Here is a 3,370-nt window from a genome sequence, read left to right on the forward strand (position 1 = left end):
GTATTTGTATTTCACTAGATAATAAAAAATGTAGAATGATTTCATTTCTGACATTGTTATTTACTAGTAATCAAAATAAAGAATAAAGAAATTTCTCGGCTGGGAATTTTTACACAGTCATAAAATGGAGGCAATAGTTATGCAGCAAATTAAAAAAATAGGAAACGCATTTTGGTATATGACACCCGTTTCCGAGACTGATAGACCTATCTTAGGAATGGTAGTTGGAAAAGAAAAGACTTTGATGATAGATGCAGGTAATTCAGAAGCACATACACAATTGTTTTTAGAAATGCTAAAAGAACAAAATATCTCAAATCCTGATTTTGTAGCATTAACGCATTGGCACTGGGATCATATTTTTGGATTGCCTGTATTACAAAATGCATTGTCTATCGCACATTTTGAAACAAAAAAAGAGATGAACACACTTGTTTCTTATGAGTGGTCGGATGAGGCATTGGACGCACGAGTGAAAGAAGGTACAGAAATTGAATTTTGTGCGGACTGTATAAAAAAAGAGTTCAGTGAAAAACCAAGAAATATTCAAATTCTTCCGCCGCCCTTAACCTTTCAGAAACAACTTGAATTAGACCTTGGTGATGTGACATGTGTGTTAGAGCATGTGGGCGGAGACCATTCTCATGACTCTGTTGTTATTTATATTAAAGAAGAAAAGATTTTGTTTTTAGGAGACTGTATATATGCAGATATCTTTTCTGCAAAGCGGAACTATACAACGAAACGAACGTTTAAACTGATACAAGAATTAGAGAAATTTGATGCTGAGACATATATTCTTTCCCATGGGACAGCTATAAATCGGGATGAGTTTTCACAAGAAATTCATTTGCTAAAAACAGTAGGAACTTATACGGAAACTCATAAAGGCGATGAAGAGAAGATAAAGGCGGCGTATAAACAAGAGCTAGATAGAGAATTAAATGAGGATGAACTAGAAACAATAACGTATTTTGTCAATGGTTACGAGATGGATAATCTGTAAAACACAACTCTAATCAAATAGCATTAAACTGCACAAAAAGAGTATTGAAATTTAATTCAATACTCTTTTTAAAAATTAAATATTAAGTTCCAACCAATTTCTAAATTTTTTGGCTGGCTCATCACCTGGGTTTATACGGCTTTCAACACTGGTTGTGATTAGCAGCTTTTTTAGCTAATTCAGTAATATATTCAAAGAATGCATCACGTTTCACATCATAAACGACATTTACTGGTCTTCCGTTAGCAGTTTCCACTGTACGTCCTTGGCTGGGTCCGTATGTATGAACGATACTAGTAATCATTTGTGTTTTTACGAGATCAGTGTTTCCAACAAATGCAGTAGTTAATACATCCCACAAATAGTAGGTAGAGTTAGTTGAAAAGTGAACGAGAGGAGGGACCATTGCATAGCATTGACCAAGGAAGTCAACACCAATATACTTTCGCTCTTTTGCCCAACGTTCACGTACGTCTACAGTTAGTGGAACCTGATTAGTACTTTCTAGAGTTACTAAATCAATTACTATATTAGCATCCCAAACACGAGATACTGCTTCGGGATCCCAAAATGAATTCCATTCGGCTGTTCCGTCATGTTCTGGCTCATGTACATTTCCCGCAGTACGAAATGTGCCGCCCATCCAAACGAGACGTTCAATTTTTTCTTCGATTACAGGTACTTCATATAATGCACGGGCAAGGTCAGTCAGGGGCCCTGTAAATAATAAAATTGTTTTTCCATCAGTTTGTAGAAGAGTCTCTATTATATGATGATGTGCAGGTTTAGCTGCTACGGGTGTTACAACTTTCCCAGACTCATTTAAAATTGGTAAAGCATCTACATAAAATGCATGCATCCGCCAGTCTTTTGGAAATGGATTTTTCCCACGAGAGTTTGACGCTGCTACTTCAATATTACCTTTTCCGAAGCGATCGATAATTTTACGACTTGCAGATATTGCTGGTTCTAAATAGCAATCTGCTGGAATAACAGAGACTCCAGTCAGTTCCACATTGTCCATCTGCAGTAATAAAAATAGTGAAATTAAATCATCTACACCACCGTCGTGATTGAAGTATACTTTTTTCATCATTTTAATCTCCATCCTATAATATTTAATTGTTAATTAAATATTAATTGAGGAAAAATCATCGATAATTTCTACCACTTCAATTTTTCCATTAATTAATAGCTCAGGAAGTTCATTTCTAACGTTTCCTTTCCAATACTCTCTAGCCTGTTCAATTTTTTGAGCGAAAGGAATACCATCTTCTTTCGGTAAAAGATTTCCGTCACCTTCAAAAGAACTACCGATCACTCGTAGTTTAACAATCTGCAAAACTTCTCGATTGTAAGAATCAAATAGCGCTTTCCATTTCAAAGCATCTTCATAGCTTTTGGAAGCATATAAGCAAGACAACCTTGAAGGATATTCAGGAAATTCTTGCAGTCTAACCATTTCTACAATCGTTTCTCTAACCGCTCTAATTGTTTGATCTATATAATTCATAACTACTCTAGCATTTTCATTATTTATATGTAATTCTTCATTTGTATAATGATTTTTTAAAATTTGAATAGAATCTTCACTGTTAGAAATTAATTGTTCTCTTTCAAAAAAGAAGTGATATAAGGTATTAGTTTGATTTTTGTCAAAGTGGATTGTTTGTCCAAGTTTCATTTTATTTTTTGTAACGATGTGATATGAGTAAAATTCAGATTCATTCATGTTAAACCTCCTATGGTAAGTGTCATAAATTTAGTAATTCAACATTTAAATATATAAAACCTCTACAAATAGAAAGTTATAAAGTAAGTTAAGTAGATTTGAGTGAAAAGTAGGGGAGGTATTTGAAACGGTTTCAAAAAACGTTCACAAATTGTTCACTTACGAAGAGGTTTTCGATATCGATATAATGACAAAGACTTAAACAGAAAGGATGATAGAAATTGCCAACAACAAGAAAGGAAAACCTCCAATTCGGTATGATGATGTGCCTAGGGATGGTTATAGTTATGACGTTTTACAATTTATTAATGAATGGAGCAGGAGGGTCAATTCATATTAAGGAGATCGCATTAGAACTAATAATTGGATTTATTATTGCGCTATTAATTGAAATATGTATCGTTGGACCGTGTGCGAAAAAAATTGTATTTGCACTACCATTTGATAAATCAAAAAAAGTAAACATGATTATTGCGATGGCAACAGCGATGGTAATTGGAATGGTTTTCTTTATGTCATTTTACGGAATGGCTATGATGTATTTACATAATGGATTACATGGTGACTCATTCGTTTCAATTTATTTTTCGGTTTTTATTAAAAATTTCATTATAGCGTACCCACTTCAATTA

4 protein-coding genes are annotated in these 3,370 nt (G+C 33.8%); 2 read left to right on the plus strand and 2 right to left on the minus strand.

From position 1 onward, the window contains the following. Positions 1–139 precede the first annotated feature (139 nt). Positions 140–1,006, plus strand: coding sequence for an MBL fold metallo-hydrolase (locus AB3X48_RS19575; protein ID WP_131231887.1), 867 nt, complete (start codon positions 140–142; stop codon positions 1,004–1,006). Positions 1,007–1,148: 142 nt separating this feature from the next. Here AB3X48_RS19575 and AB3X48_RS19580 read toward each other — a convergent pair whose 3' ends face one another. Together AB3X48_RS19580 and AB3X48_RS19585 are read right to left on the minus strand one after the other, a co-directional pair. After that, positions 1,149–2,102: a nucleoside hydrolase gene (locus AB3X48_RS19580; protein ID WP_367959828.1), complete on the minus strand. Its 954-nt coding sequence runs from the start codon at positions 2,100–2,102 to the stop codon at positions 1,149–1,151. A gap of 33 nt (positions 2,103–2,135) precedes the next feature. Next, a complete protein-coding gene (locus tag AB3X48_RS19585; protein ID WP_367959829.1) occupies positions 2,136–2,738 on the minus strand; it encodes a DUF2441 domain-containing protein in 603 nt (200 codons plus the stop codon). Positions 2,739–2,959: 221 nt separating this feature from the next. Here AB3X48_RS19585 and AB3X48_RS19590 point away from each other — a divergent pair. Further along, positions 2,960–3,370: DUF2798 domain-containing protein (locus AB3X48_RS19590; protein WP_367959830.1), on the plus strand; the 411-nt coding region annotated here is incomplete at its 3' end.

It is taken from the genome of Bacillus sp. S4 (genome assembly GCF_040838205.1).
GTDB classification, from domain to species: domain Bacteria; phylum Bacillota; class Bacilli; order Bacillales; family Bacillaceae_G; genus Bacillus_A; species Bacillus_A cereus_U.